This window comes from Tardiphaga sp. vice154 (assembly GCF_007018645.1).
GTDB lineage: Bacteria > Pseudomonadota > Alphaproteobacteria > Rhizobiales > Xanthobacteraceae > Tardiphaga.
On the sequence record NZ_CP041399.1, the window covers coordinates 4,632,391 to 4,657,295 of the forward strand.

At 63.3% G+C, this 24,905-nt stretch carries 27 protein-coding genes; 15 read left to right on the plus strand and 12 right to left on the minus strand.

Going from position 1 to position 24,905, the window contains the following annotated elements:
* Positions 1 to 46 precede the first annotated feature (46 nt).
* Positions 47 to 1,369: an urea ABC transporter substrate-binding protein gene (urtA, locus tag FIU28_RS21805; RefSeq protein WP_143575208.1), complete on the minus strand. Its 1,323-nt coding sequence runs from the start codon at positions 1,367 to 1,369 to the stop codon at positions 47 to 49.
* Between the two features lie 505 nt (positions 1,370 to 1,874).
* Here urtA and FIU28_RS21810 point away from each other — a divergent pair.
* From FIU28_RS21810 to FIU28_RS21820, 3 genes are all read left to right on the plus strand, one after another.
* Positions 1,875 to 3,308 (plus strand): DEAD/DEAH box helicase, encoded by a 1,434-nt coding sequence (locus FIU28_RS21810; protein WP_143575209.1) that lies wholly within the window; start codon positions 1,875 to 1,877, stop codon positions 3,306 to 3,308.
* 25 nt (positions 3,309 to 3,333) lie between these two features.
* Positions 3,334 to 3,615, plus strand: a complete 282-nt coding sequence (gene infA, locus FIU28_RS21815; protein WP_143575210.1) for a translation initiation factor IF-1 — start codon at positions 3,334 to 3,336, stop codon at positions 3,613 to 3,615.
* Positions 3,616 to 3,931: 316 nt separating this feature from the next.
* Positions 3,932 to 4,144, plus strand: a complete 213-nt coding sequence (locus FIU28_RS21820) for a cold-shock protein (RefSeq protein ID WP_011474122.1) — start codon at positions 3,932 to 3,934, stop codon at positions 4,142 to 4,144.
* A 108-nt stretch (positions 4,145 to 4,252) separates the two neighbouring features.
* On the opposite strand, the gene FIU28_RS21825 is transcribed toward FIU28_RS21820, so the two are convergent.
* From FIU28_RS21825 to FIU28_RS21840, 4 genes are all read right to left on the minus strand, one after another.
* Positions 4,253 to 4,867 carry a TadE/TadG family type IV pilus assembly protein gene (locus FIU28_RS21825; RefSeq protein ID WP_441351250.1) on the minus strand — a complete coding sequence of 205 codons (615 nt, stop codon included), beginning with the start codon at positions 4,865 to 4,867 and terminating at the stop codon, positions 4,253 to 4,255.
* Positions 4,864 to 5,409, minus strand: coding sequence for a TadE/TadG family type IV pilus assembly protein (locus FIU28_RS21830; protein WP_143575212.1), 546 nt, complete (start codon positions 5,407 to 5,409; stop codon positions 4,864 to 4,866). The genes FIU28_RS21825 and FIU28_RS21830 overlap by 4 nt, the downstream gene beginning before the upstream one ends.
* 163 nt (positions 5,410 to 5,572) lie before the next feature.
* The gene (locus tag FIU28_RS21835) at positions 5,573 to 6,067 is read right to left on the minus strand and encodes a pilus assembly protein N-terminal domain-containing protein (RefSeq protein WP_143576334.1); all 495 of its coding nucleotides are present in this window, start codon (positions 6,065 to 6,067) and stop codon (positions 5,573 to 5,575) included.
* Between the two features lie 274 nt (positions 6,068 to 6,341).
* The gene (locus tag FIU28_RS21840) at positions 6,342 to 7,169 is read right to left on the minus strand and encodes a sterol desaturase family protein (protein WP_143575213.1); all 828 of its coding nucleotides are present in this window, start codon (positions 7,167 to 7,169) and stop codon (positions 6,342 to 6,344) included.
* Positions 7,170 to 7,450: 281 nt separating this feature from the next.
* On the opposite strand from FIU28_RS21840, the gene FIU28_RS21845 reads away from it, so the two are divergent.
* The 10 genes from FIU28_RS21845 (at position 7,451) to FIU28_RS21885 (ending at position 16,340) form a co-directional block, all read left to right on the plus strand.
* Positions 7,451 to 7,615: a Flp family type IVb pilin gene (locus tag FIU28_RS21845; protein ID WP_143575214.1), complete on the plus strand. Its 165-nt coding sequence runs from the start codon at positions 7,451 to 7,453 to the stop codon at positions 7,613 to 7,615.
* Positions 7,616 to 7,733: 118 nt separating this feature from the next.
* A complete protein-coding gene (locus FIU28_RS26580) occupies positions 7,734 to 7,874 on the plus strand; it encodes a hypothetical protein (protein ID WP_168203010.1) in 141 nt (46 codons plus the stop codon).
* Between the two features lie 70 nt (positions 7,875 to 7,944).
* Positions 7,945 to 8,469 carry an A24 family peptidase gene (locus FIU28_RS21850; protein ID WP_143575215.1) on the plus strand — a complete coding sequence of 175 codons (525 nt, stop codon included), beginning with the start codon at positions 7,945 to 7,947 and terminating at the stop codon, positions 8,467 to 8,469.
* Between the two features lie 121 nt (positions 8,470 to 8,590).
* Entirely contained in the window at positions 8,591 to 9,382 is a 792-nt protein-coding gene (gene cpaB, locus FIU28_RS21855) for a Flp pilus assembly protein CpaB (RefSeq protein ID WP_143575216.1), read from the plus strand.
* Between the two features lie 23 nt (positions 9,383 to 9,405).
* Complete coding sequence (locus FIU28_RS21860; RefSeq protein ID WP_246660767.1) at positions 9,406 to 10,866, plus strand: type II and III secretion system protein family protein; 1,461 nt, start codon at positions 9,406 to 9,408, stop codon at positions 10,864 to 10,866.
* Between the two features lie 20 nt (positions 10,867 to 10,886).
* On the plus strand, positions 10,887 to 11,636 hold the full coding sequence (locus FIU28_RS21865; protein ID WP_143575218.1) for a CpaD family pilus assembly protein: 750 nt from the start codon (positions 10,887 to 10,889) through the stop codon (positions 11,634 to 11,636).
* Positions 11,633 to 12,898, plus strand: coding sequence for an AAA family ATPase (locus FIU28_RS21870; RefSeq protein WP_143575219.1), 1,266 nt, complete (start codon positions 11,633 to 11,635; stop codon positions 12,896 to 12,898). The genes FIU28_RS21865 and FIU28_RS21870 overlap by 4 nt, the downstream gene beginning before the upstream one ends.
* 21 nt (positions 12,899 to 12,919) lie before the next feature.
* Entirely contained in the window at positions 12,920 to 14,371 is a 1,452-nt protein-coding gene (locus tag FIU28_RS21875) for a CpaF family protein (RefSeq protein ID WP_143575220.1), read from the plus strand.
* Positions 14,372 to 14,381: 10 nt separating this feature from the next.
* On the plus strand, positions 14,382 to 15,356 hold the full coding sequence (locus FIU28_RS21880) for a type II secretion system F family protein (RefSeq protein WP_143575221.1): 975 nt from the start codon (positions 14,382 to 14,384) through the stop codon (positions 15,354 to 15,356).
* A gap of 9 nt (positions 15,357 to 15,365) precedes the next feature.
* Complete coding sequence (locus FIU28_RS21885; RefSeq protein ID WP_143575222.1) at positions 15,366 to 16,340, plus strand: type II secretion system F family protein; 975 nt, start codon at positions 15,366 to 15,368, stop codon at positions 16,338 to 16,340.
* A gap of 159 nt (positions 16,341 to 16,499) precedes the next feature.
* Here FIU28_RS21885 and FIU28_RS21890 read toward each other — a convergent pair whose 3' ends face one another.
* Complete coding sequence (locus FIU28_RS21890; RefSeq protein WP_143575223.1) at positions 16,500 to 17,300, minus strand: tetratricopeptide repeat protein; 801 nt, start codon at positions 17,298 to 17,300, stop codon at positions 16,500 to 16,502.
* Positions 17,301 to 17,410: 110 nt separating this feature from the next.
* Between FIU28_RS21890 and FIU28_RS21895 the strand changes: the two genes are divergently transcribed.
* On the plus strand, positions 17,411 to 18,787 hold the full coding sequence (locus FIU28_RS21895; protein WP_143575224.1) for a leucyl aminopeptidase family protein: 1,377 nt from the start codon (positions 17,411 to 17,413) through the stop codon (positions 18,785 to 18,787).
* Positions 18,780 to 19,622: a C40 family peptidase gene (locus tag FIU28_RS21900; RefSeq protein ID WP_143575225.1), complete on the plus strand. Its 843-nt coding sequence runs from the start codon at positions 18,780 to 18,782 to the stop codon at positions 19,620 to 19,622. The genes FIU28_RS21895 and FIU28_RS21900 overlap by 8 nt, the downstream gene beginning before the upstream one ends.
* On the opposite strand, the gene FIU28_RS21905 is transcribed toward FIU28_RS21900, so the two are convergent.
* Genes FIU28_RS21905 through FIU28_RS21930 form a run of 6 tightly spaced genes read right to left on the minus strand, consistent with a single transcriptional unit; the run spans position 19,609 to position 24,903 of the window.
* Positions 19,609 to 20,256 (minus strand): NUDIX domain-containing protein, encoded by a 648-nt coding sequence (locus tag FIU28_RS21905; RefSeq protein ID WP_143575226.1) that lies wholly within the window; start codon positions 20,254 to 20,256, stop codon positions 19,609 to 19,611. The genes FIU28_RS21900 and FIU28_RS21905 overlap by 14 nt on opposite strands.
* The gene (locus tag FIU28_RS21910; RefSeq protein WP_143575227.1) at positions 20,253 to 21,887 is read right to left on the minus strand and encodes an ABC transporter ATP-binding protein; all 1,635 of its coding nucleotides are present in this window, start codon (positions 21,885 to 21,887) and stop codon (positions 20,253 to 20,255) included. The genes FIU28_RS21905 and FIU28_RS21910 overlap by 4 nt, the downstream gene beginning before the upstream one ends.
* Positions 21,887 to 22,366 (minus strand): type II toxin-antitoxin system VapC family toxin, encoded by a 480-nt coding sequence (locus tag FIU28_RS21915; protein WP_168203011.1) that lies wholly within the window; start codon positions 22,364 to 22,366, stop codon positions 21,887 to 21,889. Before FIU28_RS21915 ends, FIU28_RS21910 begins: the two co-directional genes overlap by 1 nt.
* Positions 22,359 to 22,586, minus strand: coding sequence for a hypothetical protein (locus FIU28_RS21920; RefSeq protein WP_143575229.1), 228 nt, complete (start codon positions 22,584 to 22,586; stop codon positions 22,359 to 22,361). Before FIU28_RS21920 ends, FIU28_RS21915 begins: the two co-directional genes overlap by 8 nt.
* Positions 22,587 to 22,621: 35 nt before the next feature.
* Complete coding sequence (locus tag FIU28_RS21925; protein WP_143575230.1) at positions 22,622 to 23,797, minus strand: ABC transporter permease; 1,176 nt, start codon at positions 23,795 to 23,797, stop codon at positions 22,622 to 22,624.
* Positions 23,797 to 24,903, minus strand: coding sequence for a microcin C ABC transporter permease YejB (locus tag FIU28_RS21930; protein ID WP_143575231.1), 1,107 nt, complete (start codon positions 24,901 to 24,903; stop codon positions 23,797 to 23,799). Before FIU28_RS21930 ends, FIU28_RS21925 begins: the two co-directional genes overlap by 1 nt.
* Positions 24,904 to 24,905 lie beyond the last annotated feature (2 nt).

Below are 24,905 nucleotides of genomic sequence, written 5' to 3' on the forward strand. Positions count from 1 at the left end.
TGACGGGCAAAGACGGTCCCGCGTTGCTCAGACCATCACGACGGGATCAGGAGCCCTGACCACCGCACTTGTTGGTCTTGGTGTTGTAGTTGCCGCACTTCTTGCCGACCCAGTCGCCGATCAGGTCCTTGGAGCCTTCGAGCTCCTTCGACCAGGCGTCGCCGGCCACCAGACCCGGGGTCTTCCAGACGACGTCGAACTGGCCGTTACCCTTGATCTCGCCGATGAACACCGGCTTGGTGATGTGGTGGTTCGGCAGCATCTTCGAGGTCCCGCCGGTCAGGTTCTTGGCTTCGATGCCCGGCAGCGTGTCGATGACCTTGTCGGCTTCCACCGACTTGGCCTTCTCGACCGCCTTCACCCACATGTTGAAACCGATGACGGTAGCTTCCATCGGATCGTTGGTCACGCGCTTCGGGTTCTTGGTGAAGGCCTGCCAGGACTTGATGAACTTCTCGTTCTCCGGGTCCTTGATCGACTGGAAGTAGTTCCAGGCGGCGAGATGGCCGAGCAGCGGCTTGGTGTCGATGCCGGCGAGTTCTTCCTCACCGACCGAGAACGCCACCACCGGGATGTCCTTGGCCTTGATGCCCTGGTTGCCGAGTTCCTTGTAGAACGGCACGTTGGCGTCACCATTAATGGTCGAGACCACCGCGGTCTTCTTGCCCGCCGAGCCGAACTTCTTGATGTCGGCGACGATCGTCTGCCAGTCCGAATGGCCGAACGGGGTGTAGTTGATCATGATGTCTTCCTGCTTGACGCCCTTCGACTTCAAGTAGGCTTCCAGCACCTTGTTGGTGGTGCGCGGATAGACGTAGTCGGTGCCGGCCAGCACCCAGCGCTTCACCTTTTCGTCCTTCATCAGGTAATCGACCGCGGGGATCGCCTGCTGGTTGGGAGCCGCGCCGGTGTAGAACACGTTGCGCTCGGATTCCTCGCCCTCATACTGCACGGGGTAGAACAGGACCGAGTTCAATTCCTTGAACACCGGGAGCACCGACTTGCGCGACACCGAGGTCCAGCAGCCGAACACCACGGCGACCTTGTCCTTGGTGATCAGTTCACGCGCCTTCTCGGCAAACAGCGGCCAGTTCGAGGCGGGATCGACCACCACGGCCTCGAGCTTCTTGCCCATCACGCCGCCCTTCTTGTTCTGCTCATCGATCATGAACAGAACCGTATCTTTGAGCGTCGTCTCGGAGATCGCCATCGTACCCGACAGCGAGTGCAACACGCCAACCTTGATGGTGTCGTCTGCTGCCATGGCGGGCGAGAAGGCCGAAAGGCCGAGGACAAGGCCCGCGGTCGCCGCCAAGGCGCGGCGCCGGGTGAGCGGCCCGGCTATGGCGTGAGTCAAATTGGTGATCATGTGCGTTCATCTCCCTGACGCAGACGTAAATGTTTGCGGACCGGCCCCACGGCCGATGCGTCAAGGGAATGGCAAGAAGTGTGCCATCGCCATTCTGCGCGTTATCGCTTTGTGACTGCTGGTAATTCCGCGATCCGGCGAGTCCCGCGACGATTGCGTGCCTAATTTTTGCGCTCATACTCTGAACGCCGCCAAGGCAGGCGGACCAAAAAACTTGCAATAATGCACGTTTGTATAAATTTCGTGCAGCGGTATTTTGTCGCTGGATCGGCTACTGCCTCGATTGACCTTGAAAACGCCGCGTTCCTGTTCCATATGACCAACACGACCTTGAGAATCATCAGGTCTATGCGAGCCGCGTGTACTGATCCCGTCCAACGGTTTCTGGCTTGCCCCTTCAGCCAACCTAAACGACGCCCCAGACACGCGGGTGTCTCCAGACACCCCTCGCGCGCTCCTGGCCTGATGGCCGGGCGCCTGCTTTCATGATGGAAAGACCTATCTTTTGACCACCTTTCAGGAATTCGGCCTCGCCGAGCCCATTACCCGTGCGCTTAAAGAAGAAAACTACACCACCCCAACCCCGATCCAGGCGCAGACCATCCCGATCGCCATCACCGGCAAGGACGTCATCGGCATCGCCCAGACCGGCACCGGCAAGACCGCATCCTTCGCGCTGCCGATCCTGCACCGCCTGCTGCTCGACCGCATCAAGGTGCAGCCCAAGCATTGCCGCGTGCTCGTGCTCAGCCCGACCCGCGAACTGTCCGGCCAGATCCTAGAGAGCTTCAACGCCTACGGCCGCCACATGCACCTTACCTCCGCACTCGCCATCGGCGGCGTGCCGATGGGCCGCCAGGTGCGCTCGCTGATGCAGGGCGTCGACGTCCTCGTCGCCACCCCCGGCCGACTGATCGACCTCGTGCAGAGCAACGGCCTGAAACTTAACCTGGTTGAGTTCCTGGTGCTCGACGAAGCCGATCGCATGCTCGACATGGGCTTTATCAACGACATCCGCAAAATCGTCGCCAAGCTGCCGATCAAGCGCCAGACGCTGTTCTTCTCGGCCACCATGCCGAAGGACATCGCCGAGCTCGCCGAATCGATGCTGAAGGACCCCGCCCGCGTCGCCGTGACCCCGGTGGCGTCCACCGTGGAGCGCATCGCCCAGCGCGTGATCCAGGTCGATCACTCCGCCAAGCCGACCATCCTGGCGCAGATCCTGAAGTCCGAGACCGTCAACCGCGCGCTGATCTTCACCCGCACCAAGCACGGCGCCGACAAGGTCGTGAAGGGCCTTGAGCGCGCCGGCATCCGCGCCGACGCCATCCACGGCAACAAGTCGCAGAACCATCGCGAGCGCACGCTGGCGAATTTCCGCAGCGGGGAAATCAAGACGCTGGTGGCGACCGATATCGCCGCCCGCGGCATCGACGTCGACGGCATCACCCATGTCGTCAATTTCGACCTGCCGAACATCCCCGAGACCTATGTCCACCGCATCGGCCGCACCGCGCGCGCCGGGGCCGAGGGCATCGCGATCTCGCTTTGCTCCGGCGAGGAAATGGCGTATCTGCGCGATATCGAAAAGCTGATCCGCATCTCGCTGCCTAAGGAAGATCGCCGCACCCCCGGTCGCAACGACGTGGGTCCGCCGCCCTCCCAGAACCGTGGCGGTCAGAACCGCAATTCGCGCCCGTCCGCACCGCGCAGCAATGACGGCGCGCCTGGCCAGAACGCGCGCAACCGTCGTCGCCCCCCGGGCGGCGGCAATGGCGGCGCACCGCAACCGAACCGCGACAACGCGCGGCACGAACCGACCGCACGTCCGGCCACCCAGGCCGGCGCTGCACCGAAAGAAGGGATGCAGGGCGTTGCCTTCCTGCATCGCGAGAGCCGACCCAATACCACGCCGAACCGCACCCAGCGTCCGCGCTAACACACGATCGATCTGGAGCTAACGAATGGCCAAAGAAGAGCTGATCCAGTTCGAAGGACTGGTGACCGAAATCCTTCCGGATGCGCGCTACCGCGTGCAGCTGGATGCCGGACACGAAATCGTCGCCTACACCGCAGGCAAGATGAAAAAGAACCGCATCAAGACGCTGGCGGGTGATCGCGTGACGATCGAGATGTCGCCCTACGATCTCGAAAAGGGCCGGCTGATCTTCCGCCACAAGGACGAACGTCCCGGCGGCGGCGCACCGCGTGGCGCTCCGCCGCGCGGCCAGTTCCGCCGGCGCTAAGTACGCTAACGCGCGCGACGCCTAGCTTGCACTGCACAACAACTACACCGCGCGTGGCACCCTGTGTCGCGCGCGGTTTTTCGTGGGAGGCGCGACTGTTCGTGCGCTATCAAAAAATCATGCGCGTCAGGATTGTCTTGACCGCCCGCTTCGCTTAACATCTGTCAATCGATTTTCGGCCGGACGACATTATCTATCCCCCGGTGCAGCCGGTCTAGACTGACGACCCTTCCAAAAATTCGATGTCACCAGCCTGCGCGCCCTCCGGAGAGGGGCGCCGGCTACTACTAAAGTTTATTGAGAAGGGACTACCCCCGTGAGCATGGGAACTGTGAAGTGGTTTAACGCGACCAAGGGCTTCGGCTTCATTCAGCCGGATGACGGCGGCAACGACGTGTTCGTGCACATCAGCGCTGTCGAGCGTGCCGGCTTGGGCACCCTGCGTGAAGGCCAGAAGATCAGCTACGAAATCGTTGCCGATCGTCGCTCTGGCAAGTCTTCGGCCGACAACCTGCGCGCCGCCGGCTAAACGAACTCCGCGGCTGCCGCTGCGTGAAGTCATCGACATGTACAAAAGGCCGCGCTTTGCAGTGCGGCCTTTTGCTATTGATGCGTTTGCCCGCATCCGCGGCGCAAATTACTTGCAGTCGTTGGCCGCCGAATAAAACACGCAGGCCGACTGTCGCGGCCGGGTGTAGGTCGACTCGCTGAGCGTAATGCCGGCCTTCGGCACGACGTAACCGATGATCGGCTTGTAGACGTAGCTCACCTCGGCGAGGATCAGGTACTGGTTCGCCAGCACGTTGTTCGATGAGTCTTTCCCGATCAGCCCCGTCGGCACCGTGATCGCCGAATTCACCGTGCGCGCTGCATCGCCTTTGCTCCAGTAGATTTTTCCGGTACCGGTCGTCGGGTCGATATAGACCTGACTGATCGTGACCGTGAGCGCCGAAGCGGTGTAGGGCGTCAGCACCGCATCACCGATCGTGAAGAAGTTGGTGAAGTCGGTGTCGGTAACCTTGGTATAGCGCGAGGCCAGATCTGCCATCGATTGCGCGATGATCGTGACCTTGCGATCTGCGCCGACCCCCATCGAGACGTCGATCATGCCGAAGAACATCAAGATCATCAGCGGCATGATCATGGAAAATTCAACCGCGGCGATACCGCAATTGTCCGCCGCCAGGCGTCTCAGACAGCGCGAAATCCGGCAGCACGATGCAACAGACCTGACCATGATCCCGGCTCTCATTGCGGACGGAATGCGGCTGTCGCCGTCAGCAGGCGCGACTGGCTGGTGCCGCCGCGGTTGATGTTGGCGATGTTGTAGCCAAGACCTGTCACGAACAGCGGCCACTGGTAGAACGAACGCACCACCACGGTGCTGGTCGTGTCGGTCGTAGCCGGCGGGTTGTAGCTGAAGCTGTCGACGAATTTGCCGTTGGCATCGATCGGATCGGCAATCGTGAAGGCGGCGCCCGCCGCATAGGTCTGCACATCGTTGCGCAGCTTCGTGCAGTCCATCAACACCTTGACGCGGTCGCAGACCGCCGTTTCATAGGCCGATTTCGACATCGCCGTGCTGGTGAAGAATGTGCGTCCGCTGTCCTGCACCGCGGTCTCAAGAACCTGGCCGGCGAAGAACACGATGGCCGTTTCAATGATGGCGAAGATCAGCGCGAAGAACACCGGCGCAACGATCGCAAACTCGACGGCGGCAGAACCGCGCCGGTCCCGTCCGAAGCCGCGCACCGTGCGGCCGGACGCCGAGATCGAGATGATCGGTAAAAGCATCAGTAAACCCTGAACTACCGTGATTGTCTGGCGCCAAGATTACCGCAAACTGATTGTGGAAGTGTTTCCAGCGACACAGACGACCTGTCACGCGCCGTTATCGCCATGTTAACCACGATCCGACGCACCGGCCGGACCGTTCGCACGCGCTCGCATCGCCGGATCAATTGGTCTTCGGTGCCGCGGCAGCGCCGGCCGATGTGCTCAGCGAACCCGCCTGCCCCATCGTCGTGTTGAAGAAACCGTCGCTGTCGCCGAGCGTCGCGCGGCGCTGGCACACAGGGGTGCAGCTATAGGACTCGCGCTCGACACCACGGAAGACCGTCACCACCTTGTCGCTCGGGCCCTGCACCTGGATAATGCGATCCATCAGCACCTGGCCGCGGCGATCGATGGCGATCACATTGGTGGCGCCGTAGCCCTTGCCGGTGACGACGACGAGGCCCCCCGGCTGCAAGGTGACATCCGCAATCAGCGGATTGCCGACCACGATGGTGGCGATCTGGCCGGGAAACTTGACCAGCGTGGCCTGATCGACATTGACCGCGATCAGGTCATCGACCGGCGCCGCCACCACGGCCGGGGTCAGCAACATCCCCGCCGCGAGCGGTGGGAGCAATAACAGCGCGCGCACGCGCTTACGCAACAAAAACGACATTCTGTACTCCGGGACGAACAAGGCCGGCAAAAGCAGATACGCAGCGGTGCCGACGCCCGACATGGCAAATCTGACGTTAATTGGTGAAGGAAGAGCAAACGGGAACAGGAGATTGCAAAAGAGATGCGAGCTTTGGAATCCCGTTGTCATCGCCCGCCAGTTAGGTGCCCGAACAGACGAAGTTGAGGCGGCTTTTCTCACCGCTGCCGTTGCAACCAGATCTCTCGGTCAAGCCGCGCGATGACCGTCGAGGTTGCGGCCGTCAGGCCCGCCTTCACTGCTTGAAGGGATAGATCAACTGGCCGCCGAACGCAGTGGGCAGCGGTTCGCCATCGACGCCGTAATCGTCCGGCAATTCACCTTCCGGCATCCGGAAGGTACCAAACAGAATATCCCAGACCGGGAAGGTGCCGGCGAAATTGGTGTCGCCGCCGCGAGCCATTGAGGTGTGATGCCAGCGGTGAAACACCGGCGTGGCGATCACGTAGCGCAGCGGACCCAGCGTCCAGTTCAGGTTGGCGTGCACGAAGGCGGAGTGGAACGTCGTGAATGGGCCAACCCACAGCATGATGTTAGGCGAGATGCCGGCCATCAACAGCACGACATCGACGGCGACCGTGCCGAGAAACAGGTTGACCGGATGAAAGCGCGCCGCGGAGATCCACTCCAGATCTTCCGAAGAGTGATGAATCGCGTGGTATTTCCAGAACCCGCCGCCATGATACATGCGGTGGAACCAGTACAGCAGGAAGTCGGATACCACGAGAAAGACGATGGCCTGCGCCCATAGCGGCATTTCGGCCAGCGGACCATGACCATTGTCGTAAAATGCGATCAATCCGCCGGCGTCATGGATATTGAAAATGACGGCAGCACCGAGAACCAGCAGGCCGATACGGACCACGCGGGTCAGCAGCGGGATGAAGAACCAGTAACAGATATCGGTGACGAGCTCGGTCTTCTGCCACCATGCCTTGCCGGGATTGCAGGCCCAGAAATGGGACAGCACCGTAAAGACGATCGCCAGCACGAGCGTGATCGGCGCAACCTTGGCGAGGGTCTCGCCGCACATATCAACGATTTCCATGGGCATTGGAAACATGGCGACCTCATCGGGTAATCTGATCCGACAGGTAGCGCATCATACTTAAAGAGCCATGAACCCGGCCCCGTCGCTCCGGTGATTTAGCCCATGTCCCACTGAATACGCTTAAGTTTTCATTTACCGTGCTCAACAAGTGATGATTCAAGGCCACTTTCGGCGATCGAATTAACCCGTCTGCAAGTGTCGTCTCCTAGAGTACCGACATGGTCACGGTGCTGAGAACGCCGACAGGACCAAACCTTAGTTCGACAGCCTCGTGTACTCATGGAGTTTGTATTATGAAGAATCTCGTTGCGCGTTTCGTCAAGGACGAGTCCGGCGCCACCGCTATTGAATACGGCCTGATTGCAGCCGGCATCTCGCTGGTGATCATCGCCGCCGTCAACGGCCTGGGCACCAAGCTGAACTCGACGTTTGGCAGCATCAACGCTTCGCTGAAGTAAGCATCGGTCGATCTTGCAGAAAAGGCTCCGGAGAAACCGGAGCCTTTTTTGTATTTAATTGTATCAATGCGTGCGGCACCGGTTCACGACAGGCCGGTCGCCCGACAAGGCGTCGCTGATGAGTAAGCCCAATCCGCGCCTGCTGGCGCAGCCGTCTTCGCCGCTGGCGGCCCTGTTTCGCGAACCCGCCGGCATCGTCTGCCTCGCTTTGGTGCTGGCATTGGCCGCGCTGGCAACGCGGATCATCGGCGCCTGGTAATTCCGGCGTGTTTGCCGATTGTTCATTTCTGCCGGCTAGATTGGCTGCATCGCCGCAACGGGCCTGATTGATGATCCTCGACCTTGCACGCCTGCTGCTGTTCCCGGCACTGATGGCTTTTGCCGCCGCCAGCGACCTGTTCACGATGACGATCTCGAATCGCATTTCGATGCTGCTGATCGTCGGCTTTGCCGTCTTGGCCCTGTTCGGCGGCATGTCACTCCCTGACATCGGATCGCATGTTGGCGCCGGCGCTGCGGTGCTCGTGGTGGCCTTCACCTGCTTTGCCTTCGGCTGGGTCGGCGGCGGCGACGCAAAGCTGGCGGCCTCGGTGGGATTGTGGTTCGGCTTCGGCCATTTGCTCGACTTTCTGCTCTATGCCTCGCTGTTCGGCGGCGCGCTGACGCTGCTGCTGCTGCAGGCGCGGCAGTGGCCGCTGCCGCAGGCGCTGGGCCGCCAGCCCTGGCTTCTGAAGCTGCATGACAGGGAGACCGGCATCCCCTACGGCATCGCGCTCGCGCTGGGGGCCTTGATGGTCTACCCGGAAACAGAATGGATCCGGGCCGTCGATCTGACCCGACTGGCGCTGCACTGAGCAGCGATTACCGCTAGGCTCGATTTAGATACCGCGCATTAACCATGCTTTGACGAATAGCTGGTCAACTGCCCCTTACAGCGACGTTCGCGTCGCGGCGTAATGTGGAAAGTTGAAGCGTATGAATACCGCACGCATCGTGGTCCTGGCCATTGCCGTAGGCGCGGGTGGCGTGGCCCTTTATCTGGCCGGCAGTTCCGAACAGGCGCCGCCGCCGGTCGCGCCGGTCGCGCAACTGCAAACCACCGACGTCCTCGTCGCCAAATCCGAAATCGCGCTTGGTCAGACGCTAGGGCCCGGTGACGTGCAGTGGCAAAGCTGGCCGTCCTCCGCCGCCAGTTCCACCGTCATTCGCCGCACCGACAGGCCGGATGCACCCAACCAACTGGCTGGCTCGATCGCGCGGTCGCCTTTCATCGCCGGCGAGCCAATTCGCGAGCCCAAGCTGGTGCGCGCCAACGGCTCCGGCTTCATGGCCGCCGTGCTGCCGACCGGCATGCGCGCGGTCTCCACGGAAATCTCCCCGGAAACCGGCGCCGGCGGGTTCATCCTGCCGAACGACCGCGTCGATGTGATCCTGTCCAAGCGCGACCGGAACCCCGACCGCGGCGGCGCAGCCGACATCGTCAATTCCGAAGTCATCATGAGCAACATCCGCGTGCTCGCGATCGATCAGGCGCCGAAGGAAAAGGACGGCCAGAACACCGTCGTCGGCAAGACCGCGACGCTGGAGCTGAAGCCGGAGCAGGCCGAGATACTGGCGCGGGCGCGGCAGACCGGCACGCTGTCGCTGGCGCTGCGCGCGCTGGTGGACCGCAACCTGCCCGATCCGGTCAGCGAAGACCGCAATGCCAAGCGCGATAGCGTCAACGTCGTTCGCTACGGCATCCCGACGCAGACCACGACCAAGTGACGAGGACGCAGACGATGAGGCGCATGACAACCAGCGGATCGATGCAGGCCTTCATGGTCTGCGCGCTGTCGTTTACGGCTATTTCGGCTTTTGCGCTGAATACCGCGCTGTCGCCTGTACTGGCCGCCGACCCGCGCGGCTATGCCGGCGCGCCGGTGTCGTCCGAGGGGCAGATGGGTGCGCGCTTCCTGGCGCTCGGCATCGGCAAGTCGGTGGTCATCGACCTGCCGCGCGACATCAAGGACGTTCTGGTGGCGGATCCGAAGATCGCCAATGCCGTCGTGCGCTCGGCGCAGCGCGCCTACATCATCGGCGCCACCGTCGGCCAGACCAACATCGTGTTCTTCGACTCCACCGGGCAGCAGATCGCCGCCTATGACATTGCCGTCACCCGCGACCTCAACGGCGTGCGCGCTGCGCTGCGGCAGGCGATGCCGAACGCCGACCTGCGGATCGAGGGCGTCGGCGAAGGCGTGATGCTGTCGGGTTCGGTCTCGAGCCCGATCGAAGCGCAACAGGCCGGCGACATTGCCGCGCGCCTCGTCGGCGGGGTCGACAAGGTCGTCAACAGCATCGTCGTGCGCGGCCGCGACCAGGTGCTGCTCAAGGTCACCGTGGCGGAAGTCACGCGCAGCATCGTCAAGCAGCTCGGAATCGATCTGACCGCCAATCTGGCTTACGGCACGTCTGCCGTGACCTTCACCAACACCAATGCTTTCACCGCACTGGGTCGTTCGCTCAGCAGTGGCAGCACCGCGGCCTCGTTCGGCGGCGGCGCCGTGCCGTCCGTGACGGCGACGCTGAAGGCAATGGAAAGCGCCGGCGTGGTGCGTACGCTGGCCGAACCGAACCTGACGGCGATCTCCGGCGAATCCGCGACCTTTTTGGCCGGCGGCGAATTCCCGATCCCGACCGGCGTGACCTGCCAGACCACCGCGGCAGGCGCGGTAGGCCAGTGCGCGCCCTCGATCTCGTTCAAGAAGTTCGGTATCTCGCTCAACTTCACCCCGGTGGTGATGTCGGAAGGCCGCATCAGCCTGCGGGTGATGACCGAAGTGTCGGAAGTCTCGACCGACAATTCAATCACCATCAGCGGCCTCACGGTACCCTCGATCAAGGTGCGCCGCGCCGAAACTACGCTGGAAATTCCCTCCGGCGGCGCCATGGCGATGGCCGGCCTGATCCAGGATCAGACCAAGCAGGCGATCAACGGACTGCCCGGGCTGTCCACGCTGCCGGTGCTGGGCACGCTGTTTCGCAGCCGTGATTTCGTCAACAACCAGACCGAGCTGATGGTGATCGTGACGCCGATGGTGGTCCGCGCCGTCGCGCAGAAGGATCTGTCGCGTCCGGACGATGGATTTGCTTCCGCCTCCGATCCGCAGGCCGACCTGCTCGGCAGCATCAATCGCATCTATGGCGCACCAGGCCGGCCCGAGACCACCAAGAATTATCGCGGCACCTACGGCTTTATCACGGACTGACGCGGGACGAGGACAGAATCATGACCACCACACACCCCGCCGCCTTCCGTAAAAGGCTCTGCCTGGCGCTCGCTTTGACCGGCCTCGCTCTGGCGCTCGGCGCATGTAACACGACCCGTCAACCGGAAGTGACCGGCAGTCTGGCACTGGCGCCGGAGGATTACCGGCTGCGGCATCCGATCGTGATCCAGGAATCGAACCGCAACACTGAGATCTTCGTCGGCTCGACGCGCGGCGGCCTGACTTCGGCGCAGCGCGCCGACGTCATCGGGCTCGGCCAGACCTGGCTCGCCGACGGCACCGGCGCCATCATTGCTGAAGTGCCGGTCGGTACGCCGAACGCCCGCGCCGCGCAGGAGTCGCTGCGGGAGATCCAGATGCTGCTCGTCCAGGTCGGCCTCCCCGCCGGCGGCGTGACCGTGCGGCAGTACCATCCGGAGGATCCGCGTCTGTTCGCAACCATCCGGCTGAAATATCCGCGCATCGTGGCCGATGCCGGCCCATGTGGCACCTGGCCGGCGGATCTCGGTCCCTCGATCAAGAACCCGAGCTACCTGGAGAATCGGTCCTATCACAACTTTGGCTGCGCCTATCAGCGCAACATGGCGGCGATGGTCGATAACCCCGCCGACCTGATCCAGCCGCGACCGGAAAGCCCGGCCTATACGGCACGGCGCACCGCCGCCTTCGAGAAATACCGCAAGGGTACCCCGACGGCGATCACCTATCCCGAAAGCGACAAGGCCAAACTGAGCGATATCGGCAAATGATCAGCTACGCACGCCAGGCCGGGGAAGATCCGGCTGCCACACCGCCGATGGCGGAAGAACACATCGCGCCGGCACCCCGGGTGTCGGTGCAAGCGTTTTGCGAGACTCCGGAAACCGCCGCGGCCGTGCAGGCCGCCGGCGAGGACCGCCGGCTCGGCAAGGCGCATCTCAAGATCCAGATGGGCGGCATGGCCGCGGCCACCGAGGCCTATCGCTCGTCACCGACTCCCAACGTCATCGTGCTCGAGACCGAGCCGAAAACCGACATCCTCGCCGGCCTCGACCAGCTCGCTTCGGTCTGCGACGCCGGCACCCGCGTCGTGGTGATCGGCAAGGTCAACGACGTCACGCTGTACCGCGAACTGGTACGCCGCGGCGTCAGCGACTACGTGATCGCGCCGGTGGCGCCGATCGACGTCGTGCGCTCGATCTGCGGGCTGTTTTCGGCGCCGGAAGCCAAGGCGGTCGGCCGCATCATCGCGGTGGTCGGCGCCAAGGGCGGCGTCGGCGCCTCCACCATCGCCCACAATGTCGCCTGGGCGATCGCGCGCGACCTCGCGCTCGATTCCGTCGTTGCCGATCTCGACCTGGCCTTCGGCACCGCCGGGCTCGATTACAACCAGGATCCGCCGCAGGGCATCGCGGATGCGGTGTTCTCGCCGGACCGCGTCGATACCGCCTTCATCGACCGCCTGCTGTCGAAATGCACCGACCATCTCAGCCTGCTGGCGGCGCCGGCGACGCTGGAGCGGGTCTATGATTTCGGCGCGGATGCGTTCGACTCGATCTTCGATACGCTGCGCGCCACGATGCCCTGCATCGTGCTCGACGTGCCGCATCAATGGTCGGGCTGGACCAGGCGGGCGCTGATCGGCGCCGACGACATTCTGATCGTCGCGGCTCCCGATCTCGCCAATCTGCGTAACGCCAAGAACATGTATGACCTGATCAAGGCCGCGCGACCCAATGACCGTGCGCCGGTGTACTGCCTCAACCAGGTCGGCGTGCCGAAGCGCCCGGAAATCACTGCCAGCGAATTCGCCAAGGCGATCGAGACGGCGCCGATCGCCTCGATCCCGTTCGATCCGCAGATGTTCGGCCTGGCGGCCAACAACGGGCAGATGATCGCCGAGATCGCCAGCGGTCATCGCACTACCGAGATATTCCTGCAGATCGCGCAGCGGTTGACCGGCCGCGGCGAGACCAAGAAGCCGCGCGGCTCTTTCCTGTCGCCATTCCTCGAGAAGTTGCGGTCAAAGTAAGACACCGCCAGGAGCGTCGTCGTGTTTGGTAAGCGTAGCGCAAGCGATACAGAACCCCGGGCCATCAAGCCCGCCAGCACGATGGAGCTTGCCCCGAGCGCGCCCAGCGTCAGCGCGCCGCCGGTCTCGTCGCCGCCGCTGTCGCCGGCCCGCACGACGACTGCTGCAACCATCGCCGACCGAAAGTCGGAGAACTACTACCAGGTCAAGGCGACGATCTTCGGCGCTCTGATCGAGGCGATCGATCTGGCGCAGCTTGCCAAGCTCGACGGCGAATCGGCCCGTGAGGAAATCCGCGACATCGTCAACGAGATCATCGCGATCAAGAACATCGTGATGTCGATCGCCGAGCAGGAAGAGCTGCTCGACGACATCTGCAACGACGTGCTCGGTTACGGCCCGCTGGAACCATTGCTGTCGCGTGATGACATCTCGGACATCATGGTCAACGGCGCCGGCACCGTGTTCATCGAAGTTGCCGGTCGGATCCAGAAGACCGGTATCCGGTTTCGCGACAACCAGCAGCTCCTCAACATCTGCCAGCGCATCGTCAGCCAAGTCGGCCGCCGCGTCGATGAATCCTCGCCGATCTGCGACGCTCGCCTCGCCGACGGCAGCCGCGTCAACGCCATCGTGCCGCCGCTGGCGATCGACGGGCCGGCGCTCACCATCCGCAAATTCAAGAAGGACAAGCTGACGCTCGACCAGCTGGTCAAGTTCGGCGCGATCTCGCCGGAAGGCGCCACCATCCTGCAAATCATCGGCCGCTGCCGCGCCAACGTGCTGATCTCCGGCGGCACCGGCTCCGGCAAGACCACGCTGCTGAACTGCCTGACGCAATATATCGACGACGACGAGCGCATCATCACCTGCGAGGACGCCGCCGAACTGCAGCTGCAGCAGCCGCATGTGGTGCGGCTCGAAACCCGGCCGCCAAACATCGAGGGCGAAGGCCAGGTCACGATGCGCGAACTGGTGCGCAACTGCCTGCGTATGCGCCCGGAACGGATCATCGTCGGCGAAGTCCGTGGACCCGAGGCCTTCGATCTGCTGCAGGCGATGAACACCGGCCATGACGGCTCGATGGGCACGCTGCACGCGAACAACCCGCGGGAGGCGTTGTCGCGTTGCGAGTCCATGATCACGATGGGCGGCTTCTCGCTGCCGTCGCGCACCATCCGCGAGATGATCTGTGCCTCGATCGACGTCGTGGTGCAGGCCGCGCGGTTGCGCGACGGCTCCCGCCGCATCACCCACATCACCGAGGTGATGGGGATGGAAGGCGATACCATCATCACCCAGGACCTGTTCATCTATGACATGACCGGCGAGGACGCCAACGGCAACATTCTCGGCAAGCACCGCTCCACGGGCATCGGCCGGCCGCGGTTCTGGGACCGTGCGCGCTATTACGGCGAAGAGAAACGACTGGCGGCAGCGCTCGATGCCGCCGAAGTCGCTGTGATGAACTAGGGAGCGCGCGATGAACATGCAGGCGCTCGCGATGGCCTTCCTCGCCTTCACCGCCGTCGGCGGACTGGCCTGGGTGTTTCTGTATCCCTCGCTGTCAGGCGCCAACAAAATGGAGCAGCGCCGTATCGCCGTTTCGCGGCGCGAGCCGGTGAAACGCCAGTCCGACAAGTCGCAGCGCTCGCGCCGCGAACAGGTCGAGGGCTCGATGAAGGAAGTCGAGGCCCGCCGCCAGAAGGAGAAAAAGGTCGCGCTTGGCATCCGCATCGCGCAAGCGGGGCTGGACTGGAGCGAACAGAAGTTCCTGACGATCTCCGGCGCCCTCGGCGTCGCGTCGTTCCTGACGGTTCTGATGGGCGGCGGCGGTCTGCTGGGAGCCGCAGGTATCGGCTTTGCCGCCGGCTTCGGCCTGCCGCGCTGGGTTCTGGCGTTTCTCAAGACGCGGCGCGAGAAGGCTTTTCTGAAGGCGCTGCCCGACGCCGTCGATGTGATCGTTCGCGGCATCAAGGCCGGTCTGCCGTTGTTCGATTCCATCAAGGTGGTCGCCGCCGACGCGCCCGAGCCGCTGCGCACGGAATTCTACGCCATCATCGAGACCCAGACGATCGGCATGCCGCTCGGCGAGGCCTGCGCACGCTTGTACGAGCGCATGCCGGTGCCGGAGGCCAACTTCTTCGGCATCGTGGTGGCGATTCAGCAAAAGTCCGGCGGCAATCTGTCGGAAGCGCTCGGCAATCTCTCCAAGGTGCTGCGCGATCGCAAGAAGATGTCGGAAAAAATTCAGGCGATGTCGATGGAGGCCAAGGCTTCCGCCGGCATCATCGGTTCGCTGCCGCCGATCGTGATGCTGCTCGTCTATCTCTCGACGCCGGACTACATCTCGCTGTTGTGGACCGACCCAACCGGCCGGCTGTTGCTGGCCGCCAGCGCGGTATGGATGACGTGCGGAATCTTCGTCATGAAGAAGATGATCAATTTCGATTTCTGATGGTGTCGCATGCTCGATTTTCTGATCGCCAAGATCCACGACCCCAAATTCATGACGCTGTTGCTGGCGGCCATCGCGGTGGCCGGCACCGCCTACAGCCTGATCACGCCGCTGTTTGCCGGCAACGGCCTTGCCAGGCGCATGAAGGCCGTCGCCAGCGAGCGCGAGCGCATCCGCCAGCGCGAGCGCGACCGGCTGAGCAAGAGCGATCGCGGGTCATTGCGGCAATCGCCCCGGCAATTGGTGTCGAAGGTGGTGACGGATTTCAACCTCAGCAAATGGCTGGCGCAGGAAGCCGCGCTCGACAAGCTGGTGATGGCCGGCTATCGCGGCCAGGCGCCCTATGTGACGTTCCTGTTCTTCCGCGCCGTGATGCCGATCGTGTTCCTCATCTTTTCGGTGATCTACGTGTTCGTGCTGTCGAACCTGGAATATTCGATGCCGATCAAGATCGGCATGTGCCTGCTGGCGACCTATCTCGGCATGCAGGCGCCGATGATCTTCCTGAAGAACGCCATCAGCAAGCGCCAGCTCTCGATCCGCCGGGCATTCCCGGACGCGCTCGATCTGCTGCTGATCTGCATCGAATCCGGCATGTCGATCGAGGTCGCGTTCCGCAAGGTTGCGGTCGAGATCGGCTCGCAATCGGTAGCACTCGCCGAGGAATTCACGCTGACCACTGCTGAGCTATCCTACCTGCAGGACCGCAAGGTGGCCTACGAAAACCTGGCCCGGCGCACCGGGCTGGAGGGCGTCAAGTCGGTCTGCCTGGCGCTGCAGCAGTCCGAACGCTATGGCACGCCACTCGGCCAGAGCCTGCGCGTGATGGCGCAGGAGAACCGGGACATGCGTATGAACGAGGCCGAGAAGAAGGCCGCCGCTCTGCCGCCGAAGCTGACGGTACCGATGATCCTGTTCTTCCTGCCGGTGCTGTTCATCGTCATTCTCGGACCGACCGGCATCAAGATCGCCGCGATACAGTGATGTCTTCCTTCTCCCCTTGTGGGAGAAGGTGGACGCGCGCAGCGCGGCCGGATGAGGGGTAGTGTTGCGCTTCGCCCCCTCATCCGACGCGGACTTCGTCCGCGCCACCTTCTCCCACAAGGGGAGAAGGAAAGAAGAAGAGCGCGTCCTAGAAGATGCCTACGACCGCCCCAGCGTCTCTTCCAGACCCGGCCGGCCGCGCGGCGTGTCCTTGCGGCTGATCATCTGGCGCAGATAGGCGACGTTGGCGGCGGCTTCTTCCGGCGGGAGATCGGACTTCACGATAGTCTCGGCTTCCGCAAAGCGCCCCTGCAGGCCGACGACAAGGCCGAGATTCTGGCGGACTCGTGGATCGGCAGAGCCGCTGCCATAGGCGCGGCGCAGCGTCGATTCGGCGCGCGGCAGATCCTTCGACAGCATGTAGGACAGCCCGAGATTGGACAGCACCGAGGGATCCTCGGGGCGGATCTTCAGCGCGCTGTCGTAATAGCCGCGGGCTTCGTCGTGACGGCCCATCTGGTCGAGCACGGCGCCCTGCACCGAGAGAATGCGCCAGTCCGGATTGGCCGGCGTGTGGGCACTGGCGAGAACGTCAAAGGCGCGCTGGAACGCGCCGGTATCGGCGAGCGCGCGGCCATAGCCGGCGAGCAGCGCCTTATTGCTTGGGTTCTGCAGGCTGGCCTGTTCGAACACGGCGACGGCCTGGGCGCGCTGACCATTGGCGCGCAGTGCCTGGCCATAGCGCAGCGCGGCGTCGGCATCCTTGGGATTGGCGCGAAAACGCTCGCCATAGATGTCGGCGCCCCGGACCGGATCGGCTTCCACCGGGGCTTCGACCCGGCTGCCGATGGAACCGGTGATGTCCGACCCCGCAGTCTTGCAGCCGGCAAGGCCGACCGCCAGAATCATCGTCACGGCGGCGCTCGCAACAAGCCGGGCAAGACAAATGGGCTGACGCATGGCACGGTGACTCACTTAACGCGGCAGACACAGCCGCCGACCGGCTTCAGAAATAATGTGTTAACCCTAATGGCTGGTTAATCCGCCCCTGCCCTTCGCGAGACCCCCTTATGCATTCCGTCTTCGAGGCCGCCTCCGGCGCGCCGTCCACGGCCATCACCTTCGTCACCAAGAGCAATTGGCTGGCGATCTCGGCCGCGCTGCCGGCGCCCGCGCAGGCGTTCGCTGCGGCCCACGGCTTCGCCGCCAAGCCCGGCGCCTGCCTGCCGCTGCCGGCCGCCGACGGCTCGATCGCGCAGGTGTTGTTCGGGCTGGAGGACGACGGCAAGCCGCGCGACCTGTTCCGGCCCGGTCAATTGCCCGGCCTGCTGCCGCCGGGGCTGTATCATTTCGCCAACGCCCCGCACGACCTGCGCCTGGCCGTGCTGGCCTTCGCGCTGGGCTGCTACCGTTTCAGCCGTTATCGCAGCAACGAGGCGCCGAAGGTCAGGCTGGTGCCGCCGGATGGCATCGACATGGCGGACATCGGCCGGGTCGCGGAAGCCGCCCGGCTTGCGCGCGACCTGATCAATACGCCGTCCAACGACATGGGACCGGCCGAGCTGGAAGACGCCGCCAGGACACTGGCGACGCGGTTCGGCGCCGCGTTCAATTGCATCGCCGGCGATGAACTGGCGAAGGGATTTCCGCTGATCCACGCGGTCGGCATGGCCTCGCCGCGCGCGCCGCGGCTGATCGATTTCTCCTGGGGCGATCCCACGCATCCAAAAATTACGCTGGTCGGCAAGGGCGTCTGCTTCGACACCGGCGGGCTCGATCTCAAGCCGTCCTCCGGCATGCTCATCATGAAGAAGGACATGGGCGGCGCGGCCAATGTGCTGGCACTGGCCCTGATGGTGATGGATGCCGGGCTAAAGGTGCGGCTGCGCGTGCTGATCCCGGCGGTGGAAAACGCGGTGGCCGGCACTGCCTTCCGGCCGCTCGACATCTTCAAGTCGCGCAAGGGACCGACGGTGGAGATCGGCAACACCGACGCCGAAGGCCGGCTCGTGCTCGCCGATGCGCTGGCCTATGCCGACGAGGACAAGCCCGAGCTGCTGATCGATCTGGGCACGCTGACGGGTGCTGCCCGCGTCGCGCTCGGGCCGGACCTGCCGCCCTACTACACCGACGACGAGGCGCTGGCACTCGATGTCGCGCGCTGTGCGACCGCGCAGAACGATCCGCTGTGGCGGCTGCCGCTGTGGGCGCCCTATGATGCCTGGCTGGATTCGAAAACCGCCGACATCAACAACGCGCCGTCCGGCGGTTTCGCCGGCTCGATCACCTGCGCGCTGTTCCTGCAGCGGTTCGTCGAACCGACGACGACCTGGCTGCATGTCGACATCTACGGCTGGACGCCATCGGCGAAGCCCGCCCGCCCGGAAGGCGGCGAATGCCAGGCCGCGCGCGCGATCTACGCTTTGCTAAGCCAACGCTATGCATGATCCACGCGTCACTCCGCTGCGGCCCGACCTCGCCGCCAAATATCTCGAGGGCAAGGTCGAGGCCGCGCGCTTCGTCGAGGGCGAGGAATTCGAGGTGATGGACGGCGTTGCGCCGGTGCGCCGCGAACCGTTCTCTGGCGCGGCGCTGGACACGCAGGCGCTGAAGGGCGAGCGCGTCACGGTCTATGATCGCACCAGCGAAGGCTGGGCGTGGGGGCAGTTGCACAGCGACGGCTATGTCGGCTGGCTGCCCGATCTTGCGCTGTATCGCCCAGGCCCGGCGGTGACGCACAAGGTAATTGCGCTGCGCAGCTTCGCGTTTCCCGGCCCGTCGATCAAGCTGCCACCGGTCGATACGCTGCCGATGGGCGGGCGCATCGTCGTGGTGAAGTTTCACGGGGCATTCGCGGTCACCAGCGAAGGCCATTGCATCCCGAAGTCGCATGTTGCCGAGATCGACGCGATGGAGACCGACTTCGTGGCGGTAGCCGAGCGCTTCGTCGGCACGCCCTATCTGTGGGGCGGCAAAAGCAGCCTTGGCATCGACTGTTCCGGCCTGGTGCAGGTGGCGCTGACGGCCGCCGGCACCGGTTGCCCGCGCGACAGCGACATGCAGGAGAGCGGGCTCGGTCGCACGCTGTCGGCGGTGGAGATGCAGAACTTGCAGCGCGGTGACCTGGTGTTCTGGAAAGGCCACGTCGCCATCGTGCGTGATGCCGCCACCATTGTGCATGCCAATGCGCATCACATGGCAACCGCGATCGAGAACACGAAGGATTCGATCGCACGCATTGCCGCGGCCGGCAGCACGGTGACCAGCATCAAGCGCCTATAGGCGTCGCCCGGTCGTGAAATTCCTGCAGCCGGTCACGGTGTAGCGCGAGCCATTGCAGCGCGCTGACCATCAGACCGTTGAACACCGCCCCCTCGTCGATCGCGGCGATAGCAGCATCGATCGAGACCACGAAGGGATGGGTATCCTCGGTCTCATCGGCCAGGCCGCCGCGGTTCAGCACCTTCGACGGGTCGACAAAGCCGAGGAAGAACGTGACGTACTCATCGGTAAACCCCGGCGTCGGCAACACGCTGTAGAGCTCGATCAGGCGGTCCGGCGTCACGCCGATCTCCTCGAAGCATTCACGCGACGCGGCAGCCATCGCACTCTCTTCGCCATCGACGCGGCCGGCGACGATCTCGACCATATTGCCCCGTCCCGTCGCCAGATGCGCGGGCAACCGGAACTGGCGGATCAGCACGATCTCGCCGCGGACGATGTCGATCGGCAGCACGGCCGCAACGCGGCCGGCGCGAATGACGTCACGCTTCTGCTTCAAGGCGTCCTCGCCGTCCCGCGGTAGGGCGATCTCGAAGCGTTCATAGCGCATGTAGCCGCGACCGATCGAGGTCGGCTCCGACAGCGTCACCTCGGCGACCTGATCTGCGATCGCGTCAACGCCGGGATTTTTCATGCGGCGGCCGGGCCCGGCGTGGCTTCGATCCGGAACGCAGCGGCAAACAGCGCGCGGGTGTAGTCGGTCTTCGGGTTCTTGAACAACTCCGAAGCCGGCCCCTCCTCCACCACCTTGCCCTGCCGCATCACGATCAGATGGCTGGCGAGCGAGGCAACGACGCGCAGATCATGCGAGATGAACAGATAGGTGAGGTCTCGCTTGCGCTGCAGTTCGCGCAACAGATCGACCATCTGCGCCTGGAACAGCATGTCGAGCGCGCTGGTCGGCTCGTCGAGCACGACGAAGCTCGGCTCCAGTACCGCCGCTCGCGCAATCGAGATGCGCTGGCGCTGGCCGCCGGAGAATTCATGCGGATAGCGAAATCGCGTCTTCGGATCGAGCCCGACGTCGACCAGCGCCTTGACGACGCGCGCCTCGCGCTCGTCGTCGGACAATTGCGGCTGGTGCACGCTGAGGCCTTCGGCGACGATGTCGCCGACCGACATCCGCGGACTGAGTGCACCGAACGGATCCTGAAACACGATCTGCATGTCACGGCGGATCGGCCGCATCGCCTTGAACTGCAAGCCCTGGATGTCACGGCCGAGAAACACGATCGGGCCGTCCGACGAGATCAGCCGCAGCAGCGCCAGGCCGAGCGTGGTCTTGCCGGAGCCGGATTCGCCGACCACGCCGAGCGTCTCGCCGCGGCGGACCGCGAGCGTCACGCCGTCGACCGCCTTGATGTGGCCGACCGTCTTGCGCAGCAGCCCGCGCTTGATCGGAAACCAGACTTTCAGATCATCGGTCGCCATCACCACCGGCTGGTCCGGCCGCGGCGGCGCCGGGTCCGGCTTCGGCTCGGCGGCGAGCAGCGCGCGCGTATAGGCATGCTGCGGCGTGGTGAAGACCTGCTCGACCGGGCCCTGCTCGACGATCTTGCCATTGTTCATGACGCAGACCACGTCGGCGATGCGGCGGACGATGCCGAGATCATGGGTGATGAACAACAGGCTCATGCCGAGCCGCGCGCGGATATCGGCCAGCAATGTGAGGATCTGCGCCTGCACGGTGACGTCGAGCGCGGTGGTCGGCTCGTCGGCGATCAGCAGATCTGGCTCGTTGGCCAGCGCCATCGCGATCATCACGCGCTGGCGCTGACCGCCGGACAATTGATGCGGATAGGAGGCGAGCCGGGTTTCCGGTTCGGGAATGCCGACCTGGGTCAGCAATTCGAGCGTGCGCTCGCGCGCTTTGGTGCCGCGCATGCCGCTGTGCAGTTGCAGGATCTCGCCGATCTGCGCACCGATAGTATGCAGCGGATTGAGCGAGGTCATCGGCTCCTGGAAGATGATCGAGATGTCGTTGCCGCGAATGCCGCGAATCTCGTTCTCCGACATGCCCAGCAGTTCGTGGCCCTTGAAGCGGATCTGGCCGGAGGGATGCGACGCGGTCGGATAGGGCAGCAGCCGCAGGATCGACAGCGCGCTGACCGATTTTCCCGAGCCCGACTCGCCAACCAAAGCCACGCACTCGCCACGCTTGATCGAGAACGAGACATGATCGACCGCAACGGACGTGCCGCTGCCATGGTGGAACGCGACCGAGAGATCGCGGACGTCGAGCAATGGCTGGTTGATGGCGTCCATTAAGAAAGTTCCTGAACCAATTTAAGCAGACCGTCGTCTTCTCGCCCCACCCTGTCTATTCCGACAGGAAGCTTCAGACCGCGATCAAACGAAACAAATGTGTCGCACCCGGCCTTGACGGCCGTCACTACGTGAATCGCATCAGGAAGCTTGGGCATAGACTGCTTCGTATCGAAATTTGGCCGCAACAGGAATTTTCTGTACTCCGCAGTCTCAATCAGAATATCCCGCGTCACAGGCACTAGATCGAAGAGGCCACTATGCAGAATCAAAGTGAAATAGCTCCGACGCTGGGCCGAGTTAGCCTTCGGCAGAATCTCGGCCAATGTGAACTCACTGGTGCAAGCTGACGTACCTTGCTTTCTTAAAGCGCCAAAAAGCGAGTGAAGCACGGTTGCGACGTCATCGACGCTCTCTATCGCATAGATGAAAGCGTTCGAATCGAAATAAATCCGTCGCCTGCGCTGTTGATCAGTCATCCCATCGATCTCGATCCCGACGCAAGTCATCATCGATTTCCTGAGCTGTCCGGAATGGCGGAGCTCGCAGCGCCCAGATATCTTCTAAACTCAGCACCTTTTTTTGCGGATTTTCTTCCTCGACGATCGTCACGGTAACTGTGGATGAAATATCGACATTGCCCCGCAAGTCGTCAGGGAGTTTCGAAGCTGGATAATGCTCGCGAACTATTCTGTTCATGGTCCACCTCGTTAGCCCCGAAACCTACCATAGCCTCACCGAAACGTCTTGCGGGGATCGAACGCATCCCGCACGCCTTCGCCGATGAAGATCAGCAGCGACAGCATGATCGCCACCGCGAAGAAGCCGGTGAAGCCGAGCCAGGGCGCCTGCACGTTGGCCTTGCCCTGCGAGAGCAACTCGCCGAGCGACGGCGAACCGGGCGGCAGGCCGAAGCCGAGGAAGTCGAGCGCGGTCAGCGTCATCACCGAGGACGAGACGATGAATGGCAGGAAGGTCATGGTCGCGACCATGGCGTTGGGCAACAGATGCCGGATCATGATTTTCGCGTTGGAGACGCCGAGCGCCCGCGCGGCCATGATGTACTCGAAGTTGCGGCCGCGCAGGAATTCGGCGCGCACAAGGCCGACCAGCGAGACCCAGGAGAACAGCAGCAGAATCCCGAGCAGCACGAAGAAGCCGGGCACCAGCACCGAGGAAAGGATCAGCAGCAGATAAAGCGACGGGATCGCGCTCCACACCTCGATGAAGCGCTGGAATCCGAGATCGACCCAGCCGCCGAAATAGCCCTGAACGCCGCCGGCGGCGATGCCGATCGCCGAGGAGATGATGGTCAGCGCCAGGCCGAACAACACCGAGATGCGGAAGCCGTAGATCAGCCGCGCCACCACGTCGCGGCCCTGGTCGTCGGTACCGAGCCAGTTGTATTCGAGATCGCGGCAGCTCTTGAGCCCCTTCTTCTCGACCACCGGCTTGCACTGTGCCTCGGTCAGCATCCAGGTCGGCTTCGACGGCGCCGGCGTCGGCAAATCGAGATTATGGGTATCGTAGGAATAGCGGATCAACGGCCAGAGGATGGTGCCGTTCTTCTCCGCGATCAGCTTCTGCAGAAACGGATCGCGATAGTCGGCGGCGGTTTCGAAGTCGCCGCCGAAGGTGGTTTCGGAATAGCTGACGAAGGCCGGGAAATATGATTTGCCGTCGAACCGGATGAAATACGGCCGGTCGTTGGCGATGACTTCGGCGAACAGCGAGACGAAGAACAGGATCGCAAACAGCCACAGCGACCAGTAGCCGCGGCGGTTGGCCTTGAAGTTCTGCCAGCGACGCTGGTTCAGCGGCGAGATGCCGAGCGGCCGGCGCGACGGCGGCACGGCTTCGCCGAGCGGGGTCTGCGTGGTGGTTTCGACGGCGGGTGCGGTGATGGTCATCAGACTTCCCGCGCCTCAAAGTCGATCCGCGGATCGATCCACATATAGGCCAGGTCGGACAACAGGTTCACGACGAGGCCGACCAGCGAGAAGATGAACAGCGTGCCGAACACCACCGGATAGTCGCGGTTCAGCACACTCTCGAAGCCGAGCAGGCCCAGTCCATCGAGCGAGAAGATGGTCTCGATCAGCAGCGAGCCGGAGAAGAAGGCGTGGATGAAAGCGCCGGGAAAGCCGGCAATCACGATCAGCATCGCGTTTCGAAAAATGTGATTGTAGAGCACTTGGCGCTCGTTGCAGCCCTTGGCGCGCGCGGTCATGACATATTGCTTGCGGATCTCGTCGAGGAACGAGTTCTTGGTCAGCAGCGTCATGGTGGCGAAGGCGCCGAGCACCATCGAGATCAGCGGCAGCGTCATGTGCCAGAAATAGTCGATGATCTTCCAGTACCACGGGAACTGGTCCCAGCCGTCCGACGTCAGCCCGCGCAATGGAAAGATGCTCCAGAATGAGCCGCCGGAGAACAGGATGATCAAGAGGATCGCAAATAGAAAGCCGGGGATTGCGAAGCCGACGATGATCACGGCCGAGGTCCAGGTGTCGAAGCGCGACCCGTCCTTCACCGCCTTGCGGATCCCGAGCGGAATCGAGATCAGATAGGTCAAGAGCATCATCCAGATGCCCAAGGACATCGAGACCGGCAGTTTTTCCTTGATTAGTTGCAGCACAGAGGTGTCGCGAAAATAGCTCTTGCCGAAATCGAAGCGGGCGAAATTCCACAGCATCAGCGCGAAGCGTTCGTAAGCGGGCTTGTCAAAGCCGAACTGCTTCTCCAGGCTTTTCACGAAATCCGGGTCGAGCCCCTGCGCGCCGCGGTACTTCGAATTCACCGCATCGCCGGCCGCGCCAGCCTGGCCGCGATTGCCGAAATCGCCACCCGAGGAGCCGGAGACGCGCGACGCGCCGGTGTCGGCGCCCGAGAGTTGCGCGATGACGCGCTCGACGGGACCGCCCGGGGCAAACTGCACCACGACGAAGGACACGAACAGGATGCCCAACAGCGTGGGAAACATCAGCAGGACGCGGCGGGCGATATAGGCGGTCATGG